This window comes from Bacillus litorisediminis (assembly GCF_022808645.1).
Lineage (GTDB): Bacteria > Bacillota > Bacilli > Bacillales > JC228 > Bacillus_BF > Bacillus_BF litorisediminis.
This window is the reverse complement of the sequence record NZ_JAKZKT010000022.1, coordinates 18,610-39,754: the sequence shown is the minus strand read 5'-3', so window position 1 is coordinate 39,754 and position 21,145 is coordinate 18,610. Positions and strand designations below refer to the sequence as shown.

Below are 21,145 nucleotides of genomic sequence, written 5' to 3'. Positions count from 1 at the left end.
CCTTTCCGGTATTAGAATAATAATTGACCAATCCATCTTACAATTGGACCTAAAACAAACATGTCAGAGTCTGCAGCCCACATGGCTGTGTCTGGAATCGTTGAATCAAGTAAAAATTTAACGGTAATATACTGTCCCCATGCAACAATCGTAGCTGTGACGAAACCGCCAAGCAGTGCACCTCTCACCCCGCCAGTTGAGTTTCCGAACACACCAGCTGTTGCACCATGGAAAAATAATACGATCATAGTTGGAACAAATACATAAGCTACGGTATTTCCTAAAATCACTAGCCAAATTAGCGCACCAGCAAATGCTCCAAGGAAACCTAAAATAACTGCGTTTGGAGCAAATGTAAAGACTACTGGACAATCTAGCGCAGGCTTTGCACCAGGAACTAGTTTAGTAGCAATCCCGTTAAATGCAGGTACAATTTCACCGATGAACATTTTAACCCCAAGTAGTACAACGGCAATACCGCCAGCGAATGTTAATGATTGAATAATAGAGTAAATAATAAAGTTTTGGTCACCAGCCTGAGCGATCAGCTCATCAGCACCAGGAGTGCCTTTTCCAATTAAAATGATGGCTCCAACAAAGAAAAGAATACCCATTGTTAATGCTGTAATTACGTTTGAATCTCTTAAAAATTCGAGACCTTTTGGCAGTTTGATTTTCTCAGAATCATTTTCCTTATTACCTAGTACTTTACCGAGTAATGCAGCTAAAATAGCGACAACTGCTGACGTGTGACCTAATGCAATATTATCGTTTCCTGTAACTTTACGCATAAAAGGCTGAACGAGTGCTGGCTGAAGTGTCCAATATAGTCCCATGAAGATAGATAAGAAAAGAACAAGCTTTCCAAATGAAACATCTCCAACTGCATCAATAATGATTCCTGCAAAAATCGTAGTCGTCCAGAACATCATATGTCCGGTTAAATAGATATATTTAAATTTCGTAAATCGCGCTAACAATACGTTAATAATAAAACCAATAAACATCGCAAGAGTTACAGCAGAGCCGTATTTCACCCCAAAGGCTTCTTGACCTAAGAAGTTGCCAAATGAGCTTGCTTCTAAACCAAATACTTCCTTCCACATCGGTTCAAATACAGTTAATGCGCCAACAATTACACCAGCACCTGCATTGATAATTAAAAATCCGATCATGGCTTTAAAAGTTCCGCTAATCGTCTGACTCGTAGACTTCTTTTGTAACAGTAAACCTAGTAAAACGATAAAACCTAATAAAATAGCTGGAACCCCAAATATGTTTGTTGCAATCCATTGAATAGCTTCCATTATTTTTCCCCCATTAATAAGTTTTATAGGTTGCTTTTAAGAGCCGTTTTAATCTCATTCATATCAAAGTAGTTATTAACAATAATAATCTTTGAAGAATGCCCCTCTAAGGATTGAGCTAATTCATTACTTGTTATGATAAAATCTGGGTTTTCACTTGATGCACTTGAAACATCTGTGTTATCCACATCAGCTTGTACCCCTAGTTCTCTTAAAACGGTTTCGACATTGATTCTTAAAATTAAGCTAGTTCCTTGACCTAATCCGCATACACATAAAATTTTCATCCTTGTTTCCCTCCGATAATTTTTTTAATATCCTGATAACTTATAGCTAGTTCCAATTGTTCTAGATTAGTTGGATCATTCAGCAGTAATGTTAGTTTTTGTAATATTTGAATATGTTCATCACTTGAAGAAGCTCCTAGCGCAAACACAAATTTAACCGGGTCATTCAATTTACTTCCAAATTCGACTGGATTTTTGAGCCGAATAAATGACACAGATGCCTCCTTTACTCCATCCTCTGGCCTTGCGTGAGGTAAAGCAACCTTAGGCGCTAATACAAAATATGGTCCGTTCTTTTGATAGGATTGAAGCATCGCTTCAACATAGGTTTCTTCAACAACCCTTTCATTGACTAACAAAGCTCCCGCAGCTTTAATAGCTTCGTATGAAGATGTTACTTCCACATCTAAGGCAACTAGGCTTTCATCTAAAAACCTCATAAAATAGTTACTCCTTTTCTTTACATTAATTCGAATAGGCTTCTATTATTTCAAGTATTCTCTCGACGGAACGACATTGAATGATTTCCTTTAGATTTTCTGGCTCTGAAAACATTTTGGTTAATTGTGATAAAGCGGTTAAATGGGTTTCTCCATCAATGGGAGCCAGAACTATCATTACCTGCACATCATGTTTTGGTGAGTCAGAAAAACGAACCCCTTTTTCTAAACATAGTAAGCTCATTCCTAATTTTTTTACTCCATCCTCAGGATTGGCATGTGGAATTGCTACCTTTGGCGCAACCACTATATATGGACCATTTTTGATAACGGAATCAATCATCGCATCTACATAATTCTCAAGTATATGATTCGTTTTTAATAATGGAATCGCACCGACTCGGATCGCTTCTTGCCAGTCCGTGACTTCTTTTTCCAATTGGATCATTTCTCTCTGGAGTAAGTTTTGTAATGATGGTTTAGCAGCAGCTTGCAATTTGGATTTTGGCTTTGTTAAATATTGTCTCAACTCTTTTTCCAAATTTGCTTGATCACTAATGGTTGCATGTTTTTTTATGATTTCCATCAATGCATCCACAGAATTCTGCTTCTGCAATACATTTGTGTCCAATAAAGCGTTTACTTTTTTTAAAAGGCTTTCCTTCTCCGCATCTGTTAAAATCGGGCTAACTATGAAAACAGGTTTATTTTTCTTTTGTACGGGTGTTGTTGAAAAAATAAAGTCTACATTATAATCGTTTTTTTCATATTCCCTCAGTGAAACGCTTCCAATAATATCAATAGTAGAAAAAAGTCCCTCTAACTGTGACTCAAGCAGCTTTGAAGTTCCTAATCCGCTTGCACAAACAATGATGACCTTTTTCCGATTTGCCGGTTTGACCCCAGTTCTTCTCATCCAACCGCCAAAGTACATAGCAATAAGAGCAATCTCATTTTCATGAACACGTTTCCCAACGACTTTTTCAAGATGATGAATTACCTTTTTAGTAAGAAGGAAAATATCTGGATATTTCTCTTTCAATGATTCAGCTATCTGATTTTCTACTTCAAGACCATATTTAATTCGATAAAAGGAAGGTTTTATATGAACCAGTAAATTTTTTTCTAATAGTTCTTTGTCTTTAAAAAATACACATGCATACTTCTGAAAGTCAGTTACCATATTAGAAACAACTTCTGCTAAGATTTGAGTCTCAGATTTCTCCCATTCCGAAGATAATCGCTCAGAAAATTGAACCCTTGAGCTTAGTAAATGTTTCGTTATATAAAAAATTTCATCTTCTGGGAAATCTACATTTAACACAATCGACAGTTTTTTCGATAGTCTGTTAGCAGCTTGATATTCCTTCGTTTCACTAAGGACTTCTTTTTCTACCTCATTGATTTTTACTTTTTTTCCTTGCGTTAACCTTCTTGCAAAAAACATTAAGCGTAAGGTCAAGCTATAGAAAAATTCATCTGTAAATTGTATATGAAGATCTTTTTCGCTTTCTGCGACAATTTGCTGCACCGCTTTCATTTCTTCTGCGCTAAAAAGATCTGCATGATCTTCTAGATTTGTATCGGTACGATTCAAAATAAAAGGTATTTTTGCCAGCAATGTCTGCCAGCCTTCATTAGGGAGGACACGGGACAAATAATATACGATTGCTTTTCGCTTTTCATCCTCTGCTCCTATAATGGTATAACCTGTTTTACGATTAAATTCTAAGGACAAGTGAAATCTTTCTATCTCCTCTTTTAATACCTTTAAATCATCTAGTGTAGTATTTCGGCTGACACGAGTCCTCTCCATTAAATCATCCAAATAAAATGAAGTATCACTTCCCAGTAAATATAGGGCTATCCAAGCTTTTCGTTCCTTTGCAGAATATTCATATTGCCAAGTCCTGAATAATTCAATTTTTTCAGGAATTTGTAAGGATGTATGTTCCTCGAGTTTAAACCCTTCCCCTCTTACATGTTTAACCGGTTCTAATTTATTTTCTTTTAACCAGCCATTAACCTTTTCGATATCGTAGTATATTGTTCGCCTGGAAATCTTGAATTTTTCCATCAGTTCCTTTACAGACACATAGGATTTTGCATCTACAAGATACGATAAAATCGCAATACTTCGTTTATCTAATGACATGTTTCATACCTCCTTTGCACTTTAGTATGTGCAAAAAAGTGTTCACTTTTTAATAGGTAAATGGCTTACATATACTATACTGCTTGTAATGCTTTATTTAAAAGACCAAATCCCGCGCAATTGTTTTGTGCAAAATTGGACTGAATCGATTAATCTTTTTTATTCAAATTCAAACAGGGAACCTTGGTTTTGTAGTGGTTTCATTAAAAAAGTGGCCATTAGTGAGTATCAATTCATCACTAATGGCCACTTTAATTTTTGCGATTCATCCATGATTGCCCCAGCTTCAACGGCTAAATCATAAAATGATTTATAGGTGGAAACAACCAGCACCTTTGTTCCAATTGGAACTCGATCAAATAAGGACTCCACGTCTTCTTTTCTCATCCGAATACAGCCGTTGGAAACATACATGCCAATCGATTCAGGACGATTGGTACCGTGAATTCCGTAGGTTCTTCCGATTGTATCCAATGCATCAAACCCAATCCATCTGCTTCCTAAAGGGTTTTTCGGATGGCCCCCAGGAATATTTAATTTTCGATAATAAGGGTTAATTGCTTTTACAGTCACTGTAAATAGTCCTTCTGGCGTTAAATCTTCGGTTTTCCCAGTAGCGATTGGATAGACTTCAATTTTTTCATCAAGTACAAAAGCGAGTTTATTGAACTTTTTATTAACGATGATAAAGGGGTCACCCGGCAATGGATTCTCTCCAATCGGCCATATTGGTGACATAACAGCTAATATGAATGCAAGGAGTATTTTCATAGTCCATCACCTATTTATAGTGTGCATGAACAATTCAGATTCCATTCACTCCGCTGTTTCTTTTTTTCTCCGCATCTTTTGGCCAGGATCATATAAACCTTTAAAATGGCTTTTAATTTGTAAATATTGTTCCATTTCTCTGACAAAATTCAGAAGAGCGGCATGTTCTTCTAATTCTTGGCGGCTTTTCGGAAGCTCCATTTGATCAAAATCGTGCTTTAACCGGTACAATTTATACAAAAAATGATGGGCTGTATTACCCGAATGAACATGGTCGCTTAATTCCTGAATAAAATCGGCAACTTTGATTCTCTGGGACGTATTAAACTGGAACGATGCTAATAATGGAAGAACACGCTCAATAATATGAAATTGCTTTTCCCTCATAGCAAAATAAGTAAAATAAAGATTCTCCTCTTGGAGAAGACGATTTTCATAATCTTTAAAAGCTAACGCTTTGCCTCGCTGAATTGCCTGATCCAGTCCCGTAATTTCACTTGCAAGCAAACCCTCATCATTGATTTTCAGATAGTTGGCAATATTACGCAGAATGTTTGAAATATGGAGTTCCACTTCATCCCTAATTTCTAATAGTTTTTTATCAAGAGATGGCATATAAAGATTTAACAGAAGTGCGACAAGCAGGCCTATGACAATAAGAAAAACCTCATTCAATAGAAAGGACACCGTTATTTTTTCAGCCATGTATACATGTAAAATAATAACACTTGCCGTTACGATACCGTCCTGAACGGTTAACTTTACTGTGACAGGGATAAAGACTAATAATAAAATTCCGATTACAATCGGATGATAAGAAATCAATTCGAAAAAGAGACTTGCGAATAATAAAGCAATAAAACAAGCTACAAATCGATCTATGGCAGCTTTAAGAGATTTCCGTTTGGTTGGCTTAATACATAAAATGGTGAGGATCCCGGCTGAAGCAAAATTCTCCAGCTGAAACAGTTGAGCTATCATGATTGATACCACGGCACCCACCGCTGTCTTGATTGTACGATAACCAATTTTAAACATGTGTTACCCCTCAAATTATAAAATATGCCCTGCTCTAACAATATCAATATTCTTGTCTAATCTGCTACAAGAATACCACAAAATAAAAAGTCCCACAGATTTTTTCTGTGGAACTTTTATTTGTCAAACACATCTGTCCGACGATATTTGGGAGCTGCACCTTATACTTCATCACAATATTTATCAAAATACTCTTGAAGCTTGGCGACAACGGACATTGGGTCATGGCCTTCAATTTCATGGCGTTCTACCATGGTTAAGATTTTTCCGTCCTTTAGAAGCGCAAAGGAAGGGGAAGATGGAGGATAGCCTTCGAAATAGCTTCTTGCTGTTTCCGTTGCTTCTTTATCTTGACCGGCAAAAACAGTGACTAGCTGATCCGGTTTTTTATCATAATGAATAGCATGACTGGCAGCAGGTCTTGCAATGCCGCCTGCACATCCGCATACAGAATTGACCATCACTAAAGTGGTTCCTTTTTTACTAAAGGCTTCCCGAACTTCATCAGGTGTTCTTAATTCAGTATATCCCGCTGCTACAATTTCTTCGCGAGCTTGACGAACTACATCATTCATCAAAAGATTAAAATCGATGTTCATATCATTCTCTCCTTTTTAGAGATTAATCAAAATCCACTAACATTACTTCCAAAATTTCGATAACTATTACGGACTTTATCATAATCATAACAAGTTCTTGCTCTAAATTTCAAATTTTTATGTTTTAGAGGTTTAGACATTTTAGAAAATGGGTATCCTAAAACTACATCTAGATCCATACCCCTAAACTCCCTGGATCTATGGGATAGCGAATGCGCTATCCCATTTTTATTTTTTCAGGATATTATCTTCATACTTTGAAAAGAGGGAGTTAACTGCTTGTGTTACCGTTACTTTCCCTTCCACTACCTGTTTTATATACTCTTGAACAAGTAAGCGAATCTCTGGACTCGTATAAAATCGTGTCTCTAATTCATCCCGAATGGATTGCAAAAGCCATTGTTTGGATTGTAACTTTCTCCGGTCATAAAAAACCTGGGATGCTTTGGTCGTTTCTATAAATGCCAGGATAACCTCCCATAATTCGTCTAACCCTTTATGATGAAGGGCCGAACATGTATATGCTCTTGTTTTCCAACCTTGTGTTGCAGGCTGCACCATGGACAAAATCTGGTTGTATTCCTTCCTCGTTAATTCTGCCTGTCGTTCATTCTCTCCGTCGGCTTTGTTGACTGCGATGGCATCTGCTAATTCCATTATTCCCTTTTTCATACCTTGCAGATCATCACCTGCCCCGGTAATCACGAGAAGAAGGAAGAAATCAACCAGTTCTCTGACAATCACTTCACTTTGACCAACCCCAACGGTTTCAACAAAAATAATATCGAACCCGGCTGCCTCGCAGAGAATGATCGATTCTCTTGTTTTGCGGTGAACTCCGCCAAGTGTCCCCCCCGAAGGAGAAGGGCGGATAAATGCGTTTGGATGCTTGGAGAGCTCCTCCATTCTGGTTTTGTCCCCTAGAATGCTTCCGCCGCTTACACTTGAGCTGGGGTCCACTGCCAAAACAGCTAAACGATGACCTTTTTCACATAGTTTTAATCCTAACGCCTCGATAAAAGTACTTTTACCCGCTCCGGGTACTCCCGTAATGCCGATTCGAATCGAGTTTCCGGTGAAGGGGAGGAGTTCTTGCAGCAATTCTTGTGCCTGCTTTTGTTTATCTGGCGCCTGACTTTCAACCAAGGTTACGGCCTGGGCTAATATTTTTCGATCCCCGGCTAATATCGCCTGTTTCAAGTCACAAACTTCTAGCTTTTGATCTTTTACTTTTCGATATTTTGGCATTTTATCATCGCTTAAAATCTTACCTCTCCTCCTTTCTTGATGCGATCTGTTCGTGTGAGGTTCCGAGCTGTTTTATGGACCGATCCGTGCAGTTTAAGAACTGTTCCGTCCATTTATGGACCGATTCGTTCCGTTTATTGACCGATCCGTACAATTTATGGCTTGATATTTTCGTGTCGGTCCTTTATTCATCTACCTTTTCATAGCCTAATCGGACGTAAATTTCATGTAAAATTTTTTCTGCTGCAACTGGAATGACTGTTCCAGGACCAAAAATGTGGGATGCTCCATTTTCAAGCAAGAAAGGATAGTCCTGGACAGGGATCACTCCGCCAATAACAATCATGATATCTTCTCTTCCTAGTTTTATTAGTTCACTCGCAAGCTTTGGAAGCAATGTTTTATGCCCTGCAGCCAGTGAGCTTACCCCAATGACATGAACATCATTTTCAACGGCTTGTTTCGCCGTTTCTTCAGGGGTTTGGAATAACGGACCTACATCGACATCAAAGCCAAGATCGCTAAATGCTGTGGCAATTACCTTTGCTCCCCGGTCATGTCCGTCTTGACCCATTTTCGCCACCAGCATCCTTGGTCTTCTGCCTTCCAGCTGTAAAAATTCCTCAGTCATTTGAATGACTTTTTGCATGCTTTCCTCATTTTCATAATTGGATGAATACACGCCAGAAACACTCCTAATCACAGCCCGGTGCCGGCCGGTCACTTTTTCAATAGCCATCGAAATCTCACCAAGTGTGGCACGTGCCCGCGCAGCCTCAACTGCCAGCTCGAGCAAATTTCCTTCCCCTGTTGCAGTTGCCTGTGTAATACGTTCTAAGGCTTCTGCAACTCGTTCTTGATTTCTGCTTGCCTTTAGTTGTTTAAGCTTTTCTATTTGTTTTTGCTTCACTGCTTCCTGATCGATTTCCAAAATTTCAAAGGGATCCGTATTCTCTACTTTATAGCAGTTTACGCCAATGATCGCTTCTGTTCCAGAATCAATTTTTGCCTGCCGCTTTGTTGCAGCTTCTTCAATTCTCAGCTTGGGAAGACCTGCTTCGATCGCCCTTGTCATACCGCCAAGACGTTCAATTTCATCAATATGCTCCCAGGCTTTTCTCATCAGTTCATCTGTTAGAGTTTCAACATAGTAAGACCCGCCCCATGGATCAATCACATTGCACAGATATGTCTCCTTTTGTAAATATAATTGGGTGTTACGGGCAATTCTTGCTGAAAAATCAGTCGGAAGCGCAATTGCTTCATCTAAGGCATTAGTATGCAAAGACTGAGTATGACCCATTACTGCAGCATGTGCTTCTATTAAAGTACGGATAATATTGTTAAATGGATCCTGTTCTGTTAAACTCCAGCCCGAGGTTTGAGAATGCGTTCTTAAAGCTAGCGATTTAAGATTTTTCGGCTCAAACTGCTTCATCAGCTCCGCCCAAATTCTTCTGGCAGCCCGAAGCTTTGCTACCTCCATAAAATAATTCATGCCAATTCCCCAGAAAAATGACAGTCTTGGGGCAAATGAATCTATATCAATTCCAGCTTTTAATCCTGTTCGGACATACTCAAGTCCATCGGAAAGGGTATAGGCGAGTTCGAGATCTGCTGGAGCGCCTGCTTCTTGCATGTGGTAGCCAGAAATACTGATGGAGTTGAATTTTGGCATATGTTTTGCTGTATAGGCAAAAATATCTGAGATGATCCGCATTGATACGTCTGGCGGATAAATATAAGTATTGCGGACCATATATTCTTTTAAAATATCATTTTGAATCGTACCGGATAAATCTTTAAGAGCGACCCCTTGTTCCTCTGCTGTAACAATATAGAAAGCCATAATCGGCAATACGGCCCCATTCATCGTCATCGAGACACTCATTTTATCGAGGGGAATCTCATCAAACAATATTTTCATATCTATAATCGAATCAACAGCTACCCCAGCTTTCCCTACATCTCCTACAACACGGGGATGATCAGAATCATAACCGCGGTGAGTTGGCAAATCAAAGGCAACAGAAAGTCCTTTTTGCCCCATCTCTAAGTTCCGCTTATAAAAAGCATTGCTCTCCTCTGCTGTGGAAAAACCGGCATACTGCCGAATTGTCCACGGTTTAGTGACGTACATCGTTGGATAGGGTCCTCTCGTATAAGGAGGCAGCCCCGGAAGATCATGTAGGTGCTGCAGATGTTCTATGTCCTGCACCGTATAATATTTTTTAATTAAAATATTTTCATGAGACATTGTGGATTGAACTTCTTGGTTCATGAGTTCTTGAAATTCATTACTATTTATTGTTACATTTTTAAAATTTGGTTTAGTCATTATAAAACCTCACCTTCTGCTGCAAAACCGCTGACAATGTGGTCAGCCTCAAGTTCAGGATAAATCCAGGCAATCATGGAGTCAGTTTTACGGGGTCTGCCTGCAGCAAATACTGGAAATTTTTTGGCAATGTCCCCATATTCTATATCCCACGTTTCATAAGACTCATCTGTTCCGCAAATACAAACAGCCTTATACTTTTCGATAGTTTTGCTGAACGAATCAACTCCAGCAAAGAAATCGGTTCTAATACCGACAGAAGCAAACCAATTTCTTGCCATATCCCGGCGCACCTTGTAATCTTTGATGTTTCCTAAACCGATAATCGCAACCTTAACCGGATGCCGGTCGAAGTACAGTCTCCACCTTTCAAAAGCTTCAGATAAGCGGAAGGATGGAAATCCTAATCGTGTGCCTGATGAAGGCAGCTTTTCATCTGGTTTCCGGTCATTTACATCTACGTACATATTCGTACCGATAATCTCCATTCTTCTCTCTTTAACGGCTTGGATTTTTGCTTCCCTGGTATTTTTAATGAGATGTTGCATCCACCCGGTTTCGATGCAAGCAAGAATACCGCCGCGCTCTTCGATTTCAATAAAAAGCTCCCAGGCTTTTTCAATTATTTCTTTTGTTAAGGATTCCACATACCATGAGCCGCCTGCTGGATCCAATACCCGATTGATGTGGGATTCTTCGGCTAATAAATGATGTGTATTTCTTGCAATCCGAACGGCCAGTTCTGTTTTTTCTTGTAGACACACATCGAATGGCGTAATAGTGAGATAGTCCACGCCTGCTGTAACCGCCGCAAAAGCTTCATTGCCTGAGCGAAGGACATTGACATATTGGTCATAAATTGTTTTGGTCACAAGTGACGTTTCTGCCGCAATTGTGATTTTTTTACAGGTTTCATTCTTAAGCTCGTATGCTGAAGTAAATTTGTACCAAAGGTAGCGAAGAGCCCTTATTTTAGCCAATTCCAAGAAAAAGCTGCCTCCTACTCCGATTCGAACAATCATTTTAGATAAAATCGAATCTGCAGTTGCTTCCGCTCCCTCAAGCCGGTCTATATGCTCAGCAGCTACTGCTAATACACTTGCAAGCTCAGTAATAATGTCCGCTCCGCTATTATGAAATATCGTATTATCTATTAAAATATTTTTCTGATCAGCAGAAGAAAGCTTAATCCCATTAGACAGCACTGCATAGTATTGCTTTAGGTTATCCTGGCTGCTTTCGCTCTCAATCATATATTTAATAGGATCAAAGCCTATAAACCCCTTTGTAGAATGTAAAAAATCATAGTTTGTAAGCCAGTCATGCTCTTCTTCGTCCAATTCTATAAATACTTCCTTTAGTGGTAATTGAGCCAAGATTTCTTTCCAATACTCGAGCTCTGATTCTGAAAATAAACTAGTTTGAAAGGAAATCACATCCTGCCCTTTTTGTTCAAGCGTTTTGATATCGTCAAGTCCCGCTGGTAAAGAAGTAACCCATTGTGCTATTTTCCACGGTCTATTTAAAACACTTGCATCCCTTACTCCTCTAATAAAAGGGGCTAACCCTGGTGGAATCTGTGCTCCCTCCATCCCCTTGTCATTTGAGGTATATAATGGCGAAAGAATCATATTTTCATATGTTTTGGTTTGCAAATCTTCAAGAGTTTCCTTATTTAAAGTCTTTAGAGAAAGCGTTTCCCATGCTTCTACGGGTAAAGCCGGGAATGAGTTTTTCATTAATTTACTCATAATCAATTGCTTCTTCAATAGAGAAGAAGGTCCTCCCTTCCATCTGTGGAATCGCTTACAAAAATGATAATTGCATATTTTTATTTTAATATAAATTTTACAAAAACTCTAATAGCTTTCGTATCGTTTCCCTCTTGCTTTTGGTATGATAAATTTTACATATGAAATAGCAAATATTCCTGATACATTTTTTTGACAGGGTGGATGATTATGCTAAAACAATGGATTCTCGATTCAGCATATACGGTTATTTTCACGGGGGCTGGCATGTCGACGGAGAGCGGTCTCCCGGATTTTCGTTCCTCAAGAGGACTGTGGAAGCAAAAGGATCCCAGTCAAATTGCCAGTATACAGGCTTTGAATGAAAATGTTCAAGACTTTATTGAATTTTATCGGACCCGCGTACTCGGAGTAAAGGAATATAAACCTCATAGAGGGCATTATATCCTAGCAAAATGGGAAGATATCGGGATCATACAATCGATTATTACGCAAAATGTAGACGGATTTCATCAGCTCGCCGGCTCAAAGCGTGTAGCAGAACTGCATGGGACTTTGCAAAAACTTCACTGTCAGTCCTGCGGCAAGGAATACAGCAGTGAAGAATATATCAAGGAGGACTATTATTGTAAGTGTGGCGGAATCCTGCGTCCATCCATCGTACTATTCGGTGAAGCCTTGCCAGAGGAAGCTTTTAATTTTTCTTTGAGGGAGACGGAGAAAGCTGAACTATTCATTGTACTTGGTTCGTCCCTTTCTGTAACGCCTGCCAATCAGCTCCCGCTTTTTGCAAAAGAAAATGGGGCGAAGCTTGTTATCGTGAATCAGGAGCCCACTGCTCTAGATTTTTATGCAGATCTGGTATTTCATGATCGAAAAATTGGTGAGCTGCTGAAGGAATTGGATCAAGAACTTGATATGTAAGATTATGAGCGAGCTTGAATCCGGGCTATTATGAACCAATTTTATCTATTTTTATGTTTAGAAAAACAAAAGTGGGATCGATATATATCCAATCCCACCCCTCACTCTTTAATTGACTTTTTTCTTCCCTTTCCAATGCCTTTCTCTTAAAACATATTTTTGGAGTTTTCCTGTCGCAGTTTTCGGAAGGGAATCCACGAATTCAATTGCCTTTGGCGTTTTATAGTGAGCCATATTGGAACGGCAATAGTCGATGATTTCATTTTCGGTAACATGGACATCTGGCTGCAGCACAATCATCGCCTTCGGTACCTCACCCCATTTTTCATCTGGGATTGCAATCACAGCCACTTCCCTGACTGCTGGATGCTTATATAGGACACCCTCTACTTCTGTGGAAGAAATATTTTCACCGCCAGAAATAATTAAATCTTTAGCACGGTCGCGAATTTCAATATATCCGTCCGGATGGGTGACAGCCAAATCTCCTGTATAAAACCAGCCGTCTTTAATGGCTTCAGCTGTCCTTTCCGGATTTTTATAATACCCCGCCATCACTACATTTCCCCGTGTGATAATTTCTCCCAGCTCTTCTCCATCCCATGCTACTTCTTCACCATCCGGACGAACAACCTTTGTCTCCCCATTAAAGGCTAATTCGATCCCTTGTCTAGCCTTGATTGTAGCTTGTTCATCTGGGGACATTGTGTCAAAGTCTTTTTTCCATTCACAATAAAGGATAAATGGAGAGGTCTCCGTTAGCCCATAGACATGGATTATATTTAATCCCAGAATGTCTTGAGCTTTTTGGATAAGCGCTGCTGCCGGAGGGGCTCCTGCTGTTGCCATGCGCGGATTCGTTTTGATATGGGTTTCTTTTGCTTTTGGATCATTGACGAGCATATTAATTACAGTAGGTGCACCGCACAAAAGCGAAATCTTTTTTGTTTCAAATAAATCCAGGATAACTGGAGGTGCTACTTTTCTTAAGCAGACATGGGTTGCTCCTGCTGCTGTAATCGCCCATACGCCGCCCCATCCATTAGCATGGAACATCGGAAGCGTATGGAGGTAGACGTCATCATGTTTGACCTGAAGATGATACATAAAATTAGCTGCATTCAAATAATTAGCCCGATGGGTGAGCATAACCCCTTTTGGTTTTGATGTTGTTCCGCTTGTATAGTTGATTGTTAAAAGCAAGTTTTCATCAATCTCCACTTCCGGCGGAGCTTCATTTTCAGCCGTATTTTCAAGAAAAGCTTCATAATCAATCCCCTCTAATGAAGTTTGATAATCTTCTGCAGAGACAATTATGATTTGTTCAAGTGAGAGGTGATCAGCAACTTTTTCAATGGATCCCGCAAATTGTGCATCAACGATTAGCATCCTCGCATCGCTATGATTAATGATGTATTCCAGATCGTTGGCTGATAAGCGGTAATTTAATGGTACCATTGCGGCCCCGAGCTGGCTGATTCCATAGAAGCACTCCAGCATATAATGAGTGTTTGGCAGCATAACAGCCACATGATCGCCCTTTCTGATCCCCGTTTTATGCAAGGCAACAGACAGCCTGTCTACCCGGTTGCCAAACTTTTCATAGGTAAATTGCTTCTCTCCGTCGATAACCGCTACTTTTTTCGGATAATATTTAACCGCTCTTCGTTTCCAATCTAATGGAGTTAATGGGGTAATCATTTTTCATTTACTCCCTTCCATTTTAAAATTTGACGGATGCTTCTGCTCTTTTGATAAAATGGCCAGATCCAAGCCAAGCGGATAAGGCAAAAACAAGATAAAGTGCTTGTGTTGCATATTGCCCCTGAAGCAAAACTTGAAAGCCTATACCAATTCCAAGCGAAGGGACAACAACTAACACCGTTCGAAAGATTCGCTCAAATCCCTTATTTTCCGGCAATGGCCAGATCCTTGAAAAGATAACACCCAGAGCAACCCCTGAAGCAACTACTATCGCAATTTCTAAAATCACTTCTGGTGTCGGGAATGGCCAGCCCGACATATAATGGCCAATTAAATAAAAAGCTTCTATAAACAGCGTAATTCCCATTACTTTTTTCAGGACCATGATACTGAGATAGGGATGTAGAATATATAAAGCTATAACTAGACCTAAAAGAATGAAAATAGTCATGATTCCTATCCTTCCTGTTATGAAATGTATATGGAGAGGGAGGGTCTGCCCTCCCCTTTCTTAAAAGTCAAATGTTATTCCTCATTTGTAATGCGAGGAACCCGTATATCTTCAACCATTTTTGAAATTTCTTCTGGCGGAGCTTTTGTTGCTCTGGACACTGAGAAAGCTACGATAAAGTTAAGCAATGCCCCTACAACCCCAATTCCTTGCGCATTAATACCGAAGAAACTTTCTACTAATTGAGTTTCGGTACCAAAAATTTGAACGGAACGCATCAGTAATATCATTGTTAATGAAAAGACCAAACCAACGATAATTCCCCAGGTTGCCCCTTCCCGGTTCATGCGTTTGTCGAAAATACCCAGTAAAATAGCTGGAAATAAACTGGATGCTGCAAGTCCAAAAGCAAAGGCTACAACTTCACCAACAAAGCCCGGCGGATTTATGCCAAAGTAGCCTGCAACAAGAACAGCCAGGAATATCATGATTCGGCCTACCTTTAACCGCTGTTCTTCACTAGCACCAGGTCTGAATATCCGGTAATATAAATCATGTGAAATGGCACTAGACATCGCGAGCAATAATCCGGACGCCGTTGACAGGGCTGCTGCTAATCCTCCAGCTGCCACCAATGCAATGACAAAAGGAGATAAGTCAGCCACTTCCGGTGTAGAAAGAACGATTATATCCTGATCAATCTGTACTTCATTTTCTGGTGAAGTAGCATTTGCAAATGTAAGGACCCCGTCTCCATTTTTGTCATCTAATGTGAGCAGACCTGTTTCCTCCCATTTACTTACCCAGCTAATTTCCCTAACATCAGCAATCGGCTGATCATGTAAACTTTCAATCAAGTTAAATTTTGCAAACACACCCACCACTGGTGCTGTTGTATACAGTAATGCAATAAAAATTAATGCCCACCCAGCTGACCAGCGTGCGGAACGAACATCCCTAACGGTATAAAAACGGACGATAACGTGAGGAAGACCTGCTGTACCAAGCATCAAAGCCAATGTAACAGCAAAAACATTAAGGCCTGATAAATTTTGGAACGGAGCTAAAAATTCAGCCATCCCAAGTTCGACTTGTAAACTGCTTAACCTTTGGGCGATATCGGAAAAGGTAAATGCAATTTGAGGAATCGGTATACCTGTTAATTGCAGGGAAATAGCAACTGCAGGAATAATAAAAGCGATGATTAGAATGAAGTATTGAACGACTTGTGTCCAGGTAATCCCTTTCATGCCGCCTAATACGGCGAAAAAGGCAACTATTGCCATTCCTATTAATACTCCCATAGCAATATCAACTTGTAAGTAACGGCTAAAAACAATTCCAACCCCGCGCATTTGTCCGGCTACATAGGTTAATGAAATAAATAGGGTCGCAATAGCCGCAACTGCTCTTGCTCCATTTGAGTAGTAACGGTCACCGATAAAATCGGGAACTGTATACCGCCCAAACTTACGAAGATAAGGAGCCAGTAACAGTGCAAGCAACACATATCCGCCTGTCCAGCCCATTAAATAAATAGTTCCATCATATCCCAGAAATGATATTAACCCAGCCATAGAGATAAAGGATGCGGCAGACATCCAGTCAGCGGCAATCGCAGCACCATTCGCCACAGCCGGAATTTCTTTACCTGCTACAAAAAAATTACTGGTGTCTTTAACTTTTGCCCACCATCCTATGTACAGATAAATGGCGAACGTAATCAAAACCAGGGTGAGTGTCAGTGCTTCAACGCTCATGACTCATCCCCCTTCTCTTTTGTCAAAATCACTTCTTCTGCTCCAAACTCCTTGTCAAGCCGGTCCATTTTGACGGCATATATAAAGATAAGGATGATAAACACAATAATGGATCCCTGATGGGCAAACCAAAATGATAAGGGCAATTGGAAAAACGAAATATTACCGAGCGGCTGAGCTAAAATAATTCCCGCGAATAATGAAACCAAAAACCAAACCACCAGTAACGAAGTAATCAAGCGAAGGTTCTTTTTCCAATACACCTTCTGTTTTTCGCTTAACTGTTCATTGCTCACGCTTAACACCTCCACATTATGTTTCTTAAAACACAAAGGGACACCAACAAATCCTAGTAATCAGGAACGGACAATCTCACCCCCTGTCTACATATCTATTAATAGGTATTAAATCTAATTACTAAATATTCTAAAAAATGTAAGTGCTTGCACACATGAATAGGCAAAAAGCAGGATATCAAAATCTGACATCCTGCTTTTTCGGGAGCTTTTTATTCGATTGTTTTGTCCCCTTTGGTACCATTAATAGAATAGCTGACACTAATTTCTGCACTAAGTGAATGGGAAACTGAACAATATTTATCCTTTGATAATTGTATTGCACGAATGACTTTATCTTCAGGTAAGTCTCCATCTAGAGCATAGTGGATATGAATCGCTGTAAACCGTTTAGGATGATCATCAGCCCGCTCCCCCTTAACGTCCATTTGAAACGCAGTAGGCCGGAGCCTCATTTTCGTCAATATGGAAATAATATCAATCCCTGTACATCCGGCCACTGCATTGAGAAGAAGTTCAGTTGGCCTGGGACCTGCATTCTCTCCGCCTACTTCCTCGGCAGCATCCATTTTGACTTCGTGGCCAGAAGTAGTTTGTCCGCTAAAAGACATTTTATCATTCCACTTTACGGTAAACTCCATCATTACTCCTCCTTTTAAATGATGTTTCTGTATACTATTCCCTGATTATTATGTCTTATTGTTTGAATCTTTTTCTTAATCAAATCGAAAAACAAAAAACGATAGGCTTTAGCGGTGCCTATCGTATATTTCTTAATAAACAGACGTTGTCTTCGAATCAATATTTTCCAAAACTTCTTTCACCTGCTGCAGGAATCTGCCGCATATTAATCCATCTAACACGCGATGGTCCAATGACATACAAATATTAACCATATCTCTAACAGCTATCATGCCATTATTCATAACAACTGGCCGTTTAACAATGGATTCTACTTGCAGAATGGCAGCTTGCGGGTGATTTATAATTCCCATCGATTGAACCGAACCAAATGATCCGGTGTTATTGACAGTAAAGGTTCCGCCCTTCATATCATCTGCTGTTAGCTTATTTGTCCTAACCTTTGCAGCCAGTTCATTAATTTCTCTTGCGATTCCTTTTATAGATTTTTCATCGGCATGTTTAATGACTGGGACATACAGGGCATCCTCCGTTGCTACCGCAATCGAGATATTAATATCTTTTCTTTGGATGATCTTATCTCCTGCCCAAGTCGAATTAATCTGCGGAAACTCTTTTAGGCTCTGCGCCACAGCTTTTACAAAGAAAGCAAAATAGGTCAAATTAAAACCTTCCCTTTGCTTAAATTCCTGTTTAATCGAATCCCTGTAAGCAACGAGATTTGTTACATCTACTTCCATCATTGTCCAAGCATGCGGAATTTCATGTTTACTCTTCACCATATTAGCCGCAATCGCTTTACGAACTCCAGTTACAGGAATCTCGATGTCACCAGGGGCTGCTGTTGGTGCAGGAGCTGCAGCTGGCTGTGGTTTATCCATTTCTTGCGTTTTGACTTGGGCTTGAGTGGACGGAGCTGTCCCAGGAACAGGAATATTTCCAGATTCAATGATTTTCAGTAAATCCTTACGTGTAATACGTCCGCCCGCTCCAGAGCCCTTTACTTGAGTTAAATCAATTCCGTGCTCTTGCGATAGTTTCAAAACAGCGGGTGAATATCTAGCTTTATTCGGTGCAGAAGCTTCTTCTCCATTGGATTCAGCTTCTTTTTCCTCAGTCAGCTTATTTTCAGATTCCGCGCCAGAAACCTGGTCAGCTGCTCCGTCTTCCACCTCAATGGTACAGATGATTTCGCCAACCGCCAGTGTATCTCCTTCATTTGCCACTAATTCTTTAATGATTCCAGTGAAGGAGGAAGGCACTTCTGCATTTACTTTATCTGTCATCACCTCGGCAATGGGATCGTATTTATTCACATGATCTCCGACAGATACAAGCCATCTGGAAATCGTCCCTTCTGTCACACTTTCCCCGAGCTGAGGCATTTTCATTTGTTCTATTGCCATGTACTTAACCTCCTTTGCTACAAATTTTAAAATTCAGCTAATTCTCGCATCGCTTTTTCAATTTTTTCAGGATTTACCATAAAGAACTTCTCCATAGTTGGTGCATAAGGCATGGCAGGAACATTCGGACCTGCTAACCGTTTAATCGGAGCATCTAATTCAAATAAGCATTCCTCTGCAATAATCGCAGAAACCTCACTCATCACACTGCCTTCCAGGTTATCCTCTGTCACAAGCAATACTTTTCCGGTTTTAGAAGCCGCTTCAACAATCGCTTCCCGATCCAGCGGATACACGGTTCTTAAATCTAAAATATGTGCCGAGATTCCGTCCTCAGCGAGTCTTTCCGCTGCCTGAAGCGCAAAGTGGACACAAAGACCATATGTAATGACAGTAATATCTTCGCCTTCACGTTTAATATCTGCTTTTCCAATCGGTAAAACATAATCGTCTTCAGGAACTTCTCCTTTAATTAAGCGGTAGGCACGTTTATGTTCAAAAAAGAGAACAGGGTCTTCGTCTCGAATTGCTGCTTTTAAGAGTCCTTTTGCATCGTAAGGAGTAGATGGGATGACAATTTTTAAACCTGGCTGATTAGCGAACACGGCTTCCACCGATTGAGAATGATATAAAGCACCATGAATTCCGCCGCCAAATGGAGCTCTCACAACAAGGGGACAATTCCAGTCATTATTAGACCGGTAGCGGATTCTGGCCGCTTCTGAAATAATCTGATTCACGGCTGGCATGATAAAATCAGCAAATTGCATTTCGGCAATCGGTCGCATCCCGTACATCGCTGCTCCAATCGCAACACCAGCAATCGCAGATTCAGCCAAAGGGGTATCAATGACACGCTCTTCTCCAAATTTTTCGTATAAACCTTCAGTTGCTTTAAACACGCCACCTTTTCTGCCTACATCTTCTCCTAGTACAAAAACCTTTGGATCCCTTTCCATTTCTTCTTTAATTGCCATTTTTATTGAATCAATAAATGAAATTACAGCCATTTTCCTTTCCCCCTATTCCGCTTCTGCATAAACATACTTTAATGCATGTTCTGGTTCGGCATATGGTGCATTCTCTGCATAATCTGTGGCTTCATTTACTATTTGCATCACTTTTTCCTGAATGGCCTTTTCTTTTTCTTCATCCATGACACCCGCATCTTTTAAATACGCAGCGAAAGTGAGAATAGGATCTTTTGTTTTTGCCTCTGAAACTTCCTCAGCCGCACGGTAGCTGCGATCATCGTCATCACTGGAGTGAGGAGTTAAACGATAGGAAACAGCTTCGATCAGAGTAGGTCCTTCACCGCGTCTGCCTCGTTCAGCGGCTTCCTTCACAGCTGCATAAACTTCAAGTGGGTCATTTCCATCTATAGTGATACCCGGCATTCCATAGCCAATCGCCCGATCCGAAACCTTTTCACAGGCTAGTTGCTTCTCAATCGGTACGGAAATCGCATACTTATTATTTTCACACATAAAAATAACAGGCAATTTATGAACACCGGCAAAGTTAGCACCCTCATGAAAATCTCCCTGATTGGAAGAACCTTCTCCGAAAGTAACCAATGAGACAAAGTCCTTTTTCTCCATTTTCCCTGCTAATGCTATTCCTACAGCGTGTGGAACCTGAGTGGTAACAGGGGAAGACCCGGTAACAATTCTATTTTTCTTTTGTCCGAAATGTCCTGGCATTTGCCGGCCACCGGAATTTGGATCCTCTTTTTTGGCAAAAGCGGAAAGCATGACTTCCTTTGCTGTCATTCCGAACGAAAGAACAACACCTAAATCACGATAATAAGGAAGCACATAATCTTTTGCACGGTCCAGAGCAAAAGCAGCCCCGACCTGTGCACCTTCTTGACCCTGACATGAGATTACAAACGGAATTTTTCCAGATCGGTTTAACAGCCATTGTCTTTCGTCTAATCGTCTTGCAAGGAGCATCGTTTCATACATCTCTAAAACTGTTTCATCAGAAAGTCCTAATCTTTTGTGGCGATTTTCAGTCATTCGAATT

Annotated in this window: 19 protein-coding genes; 1 reads left to right on the top strand and 18 read right to left on the bottom strand. The window is 40.1% G+C overall.

What is annotated here, in order from left to right:
- Positions 1-11 precede the first annotated feature (11 nt).
- The 10 genes from MLE14_RS12600 to MLE14_RS12555 all read right to left on the bottom strand — a co-directional run bounded on the left by MLE14_RS12600 (position 12) and on the right by MLE14_RS12555 (position 11,952).
- Positions 12-1,307, bottom strand: a complete 1,296-nt coding sequence (locus MLE14_RS12600) for a PTS ascorbate transporter subunit IIC (RefSeq protein WP_243298735.1) — start codon at positions 1,305-1,307, stop codon at positions 12-14.
- A gap of 23 nt (positions 1,308-1,330) precedes the next feature.
- On the bottom strand, positions 1,331-1,594 hold the full coding sequence (locus tag MLE14_RS12595) for a PTS sugar transporter subunit IIB (RefSeq protein WP_243298734.1): 264 nt from the start codon (positions 1,592-1,594) through the stop codon (positions 1,331-1,333).
- On the bottom strand, positions 1,591-2,034 hold the full coding sequence (locus MLE14_RS12590; RefSeq protein ID WP_243298733.1) for a PTS sugar transporter subunit IIA: 444 nt from the start codon (positions 2,032-2,034) through the stop codon (positions 1,591-1,593). Before MLE14_RS12590 ends, MLE14_RS12595 begins: the two co-directional genes overlap by 4 nt.
- A gap of 25 nt (positions 2,035-2,059) precedes the next feature.
- Positions 2,060-4,189 (bottom strand): BglG family transcription antiterminator, encoded by a 2,130-nt coding sequence (locus MLE14_RS12585; RefSeq protein WP_243298732.1) that lies wholly within the window; start codon positions 4,187-4,189, stop codon positions 2,060-2,062.
- 228 nt (positions 4,190-4,417) lie between these two features.
- Positions 4,418-4,960 (bottom strand): L,D-transpeptidase, encoded by a 543-nt coding sequence (locus MLE14_RS12580; RefSeq protein ID WP_243298731.1) that lies wholly within the window; start codon positions 4,958-4,960, stop codon positions 4,418-4,420.
- A gap of 45 nt (positions 4,961-5,005) precedes the next feature.
- Positions 5,006-5,998 carry an aromatic acid exporter family protein gene (locus MLE14_RS12575; RefSeq protein WP_243298730.1) on the bottom strand — a complete coding sequence of 331 codons (993 nt, stop codon included), beginning with the start codon at positions 5,996-5,998 and terminating at the stop codon, positions 5,006-5,008.
- Between the two features lie 161 nt (positions 5,999-6,159).
- On the bottom strand, positions 6,160-6,597 hold the full coding sequence (locus MLE14_RS12570; protein ID WP_243298729.1) for a BrxA/BrxB family bacilliredoxin: 438 nt from the start codon (positions 6,595-6,597) through the stop codon (positions 6,160-6,162).
- Positions 6,598-6,825: 228 nt separating this feature from the next.
- Positions 6,826-7,845 (bottom strand): methylmalonyl Co-A mutase-associated GTPase MeaB, encoded by a 1,020-nt coding sequence (gene meaB / locus MLE14_RS12565; protein ID WP_243298728.1) that lies wholly within the window; start codon positions 7,843-7,845, stop codon positions 6,826-6,828.
- 184 nt (positions 7,846-8,029) lie between these two features.
- A complete protein-coding gene (gene scpA, locus MLE14_RS12560) occupies positions 8,030-10,183 on the bottom strand; it encodes a methylmalonyl-CoA mutase (protein WP_243298727.1) in 2,154 nt (717 codons plus the stop codon).
- Positions 10,183-11,952, bottom strand: a complete 1,770-nt coding sequence (locus MLE14_RS12555; protein ID WP_243298726.1) for a methylmalonyl-CoA mutase family protein — start codon at positions 11,950-11,952, stop codon at positions 10,183-10,185. The genes scpA and MLE14_RS12555 overlap by 1 nt, the downstream gene beginning before the upstream one ends.
- A gap of 192 nt (positions 11,953-12,144) precedes the next feature.
- Between MLE14_RS12555 and MLE14_RS12550 the strand changes: the two genes are divergently transcribed.
- Entirely contained in the window at positions 12,145-12,858 is a 714-nt protein-coding gene (locus MLE14_RS12550; protein ID WP_243298725.1) for an NAD-dependent protein deacylase, read from the top strand.
- Positions 12,859-12,966: 108 nt separating this feature from the next.
- On the opposite strand, the gene MLE14_RS12545 is transcribed toward MLE14_RS12550, so the two are convergent.
- The 8 genes from MLE14_RS12545 to MLE14_RS12510 all read right to left on the bottom strand — a co-directional run bounded on the left by MLE14_RS12545 (position 12,967) and on the right by MLE14_RS12510 (position 21,138).
- Positions 12,967-14,559, bottom strand: a complete 1,593-nt coding sequence (locus MLE14_RS12545) for a long-chain-fatty-acid--CoA ligase (RefSeq protein ID WP_243298724.1) — start codon at positions 14,557-14,559, stop codon at positions 12,967-12,969.
- Positions 14,560-14,581: 22 nt separating this feature from the next.
- Complete coding sequence (locus MLE14_RS12540; RefSeq protein WP_243298723.1) at positions 14,582-15,013, bottom strand: hypothetical protein; 432 nt, start codon at positions 15,011-15,013, stop codon at positions 14,582-14,584.
- Between the two features lie 74 nt (positions 15,014-15,087).
- On the bottom strand, positions 15,088-16,773 hold the full coding sequence (locus MLE14_RS12535; RefSeq protein ID WP_243298722.1) for a sodium:solute symporter family protein: 1,686 nt from the start codon (positions 16,771-16,773) through the stop codon (positions 15,088-15,090).
- On the bottom strand, positions 16,770-17,069 hold the full coding sequence (locus tag MLE14_RS12530; RefSeq protein ID WP_243298721.1) for a DUF4212 domain-containing protein: 300 nt from the start codon (positions 17,067-17,069) through the stop codon (positions 16,770-16,772). Before MLE14_RS12530 ends, MLE14_RS12535 begins: the two co-directional genes overlap by 4 nt.
- Positions 17,070-17,281: 212 nt before the next feature.
- Complete coding sequence (locus MLE14_RS12525; protein ID WP_243298720.1) at positions 17,282-17,710, bottom strand: OsmC family protein; 429 nt, start codon at positions 17,708-17,710, stop codon at positions 17,282-17,284.
- A gap of 132 nt (positions 17,711-17,842) precedes the next feature.
- Positions 17,843-19,117: a dihydrolipoamide acetyltransferase family protein gene (locus MLE14_RS12520; protein WP_243298719.1), complete on the bottom strand. Its 1,275-nt coding sequence runs from the start codon at positions 19,115-19,117 to the stop codon at positions 17,843-17,845.
- Between the two features lie 26 nt (positions 19,118-19,143).
- Entirely contained in the window at positions 19,144-20,127 is a 984-nt protein-coding gene (locus MLE14_RS12515; RefSeq protein ID WP_243298718.1) for an alpha-ketoacid dehydrogenase subunit beta, read from the bottom strand.
- A gap of 12 nt (positions 20,128-20,139) precedes the next feature.
- On the bottom strand, positions 20,140-21,138 hold the full coding sequence (locus tag MLE14_RS12510; RefSeq protein WP_243298717.1) for a thiamine pyrophosphate-dependent dehydrogenase E1 component subunit alpha: 999 nt from the start codon (positions 21,136-21,138) through the stop codon (positions 20,140-20,142).
- Positions 21,139-21,145: the final 7 nt, after the last annotated feature.

Excerpts from the sequence above, each read along its gene's own strand:
- MLE14_RS12600 (WP_243298735.1), bottom strand. The coding sequence starts at position 1,307 with ATGGAAGCTATTCAATGGATTGCAACAAACATATTTGGGGTTCCAGCT.
- MLE14_RS12595 (WP_243298734.1), bottom strand. The coding sequence starts at position 1,594 with ATGAAAATTTTATGTGTATGCGGATTAGGTCAAGGAACTAGCTTAATT.
- MLE14_RS12590 (WP_243298733.1), bottom strand. The coding sequence starts at position 2,034 with ATGAGGTTTTTAGATGAAAGCCTAGTTGCCTTAGATGTGGAAGTAACA.
- MLE14_RS12585 (WP_243298732.1), bottom strand. The coding sequence starts at position 4,189 with ATGTCATTAGATAAACGAAGTATTGCGATTTTATCGTATCTTGTAGAT.
- MLE14_RS12580 (WP_243298731.1), bottom strand. The coding sequence starts at position 4,960 with ATGAAAATACTCCTTGCATTCATATTAGCTGTTATGTCACCAATATGG.
- MLE14_RS12575 (WP_243298730.1), bottom strand. The coding sequence starts at position 5,998 with ATGTTTAAAATTGGTTATCGTACAATCAAGACAGCGGTGGGTGCCGTG.
- MLE14_RS12570 (WP_243298729.1), bottom strand. The coding sequence starts at position 6,597 with ATGAACATCGATTTTAATCTTTTGATGAATGATGTAGTTCGTCAAGCT.
- meaB (WP_243298728.1), bottom strand. The coding sequence starts at position 7,845 with ATGCCAAAATATCGAAAAGTAAAAGATCAAAAGCTAGAAGTTTGTGAC.
- scpA (WP_243298727.1), bottom strand. The coding sequence starts at position 10,183 with ATGACTAAACCAAATTTTAAAAATGTAACAATAAATAGTAATGAATTT.
- MLE14_RS12550 (WP_243298725.1), top strand. The coding sequence starts at position 12,145 with ATGCTAAAACAATGGATTCTCGATTCAGCATATACGGTTATTTTCACG.
- MLE14_RS12545 (WP_243298724.1), bottom strand. The coding sequence starts at position 14,559 with ATGATTACCCCATTAACTCCATTAGATTGGAAACGAAGAGCGGTTAAA.
- MLE14_RS12540 (WP_243298723.1), bottom strand. The coding sequence starts at position 15,013 with ATGACTATTTTCATTCTTTTAGGTCTAGTTATAGCTTTATATATTCTA.
- MLE14_RS12535 (WP_243298722.1), bottom strand. The coding sequence starts at position 16,773 with ATGAGCGTTGAAGCACTGACACTCACCCTGGTTTTGATTACGTTCGCC.
- MLE14_RS12525 (WP_243298720.1), bottom strand. The coding sequence starts at position 17,710 with ATGGAGTTTACCGTAAAGTGGAATGATAAAATGTCTTTTAGCGGACAA.
- MLE14_RS12520 (WP_243298719.1), bottom strand. The coding sequence starts at position 19,117 with ATGGCAATAGAACAAATGAAAATGCCTCAGCTCGGGGAAAGTGTGACA.
- MLE14_RS12515 (WP_243298718.1), bottom strand. The coding sequence starts at position 20,127 with ATGGCTGTAATTTCATTTATTGATTCAATAAAAATGGCAATTAAAGAA.
- MLE14_RS12510 (WP_243298717.1), bottom strand. The coding sequence starts at position 21,138 with ATGACTGAAAATCGCCACAAAAGATTAGGACTTTCTGATGAAACAGTT.